1 pseudogene is annotated in these 325 nt (G+C 59.1%); it reads right to left on the minus strand.

The window, feature by feature from the left end:
- Positions 1-325 (minus strand): annotated as a pseudogene (locus DDR33_RS26370) (hypothetical protein); the annotation flags it as partial.

Consider the following 325-nt stretch of genomic DNA (forward strand, 5'->3'; position numbering starts at 1 on the left):
CGTTCCCCCAGCTGCCGCCTGAGGGGCGCTCCTGGTACAGGGCGTTCTTCAGCCGCTGAAGGTTGTCGTACTCAAAACGGTAGCTCCGCTCTTTGGGACTGCCCCCCTGGGGGTCTTTGACCTTCCATTTGACGGCCGAGATCATCCCGTTATAATAAGGGCTGTTCCCGATGGCGGCTTCCTGCTGGTCGTAAAGGACCTCCATACCGAACACATCATTGCTCTCGTCGTTGCGGTCGTCAGCCGTCAGGCTGCTGTTGTTGATCGAGGTCAGCTGGCCCCGGATGTTATAGCGGTAGTCGACCGACTGCAGGTAGCTGGAACC

The sequence above is a fragment of the Pararcticibacter amylolyticus genome, assembly GCF_003130405.1.
Taxonomy (GTDB): Bacteria; Bacteroidota; Bacteroidia; order Sphingobacteriales; family Sphingobacteriaceae; genus Arcticibacter; species Arcticibacter amylolyticus.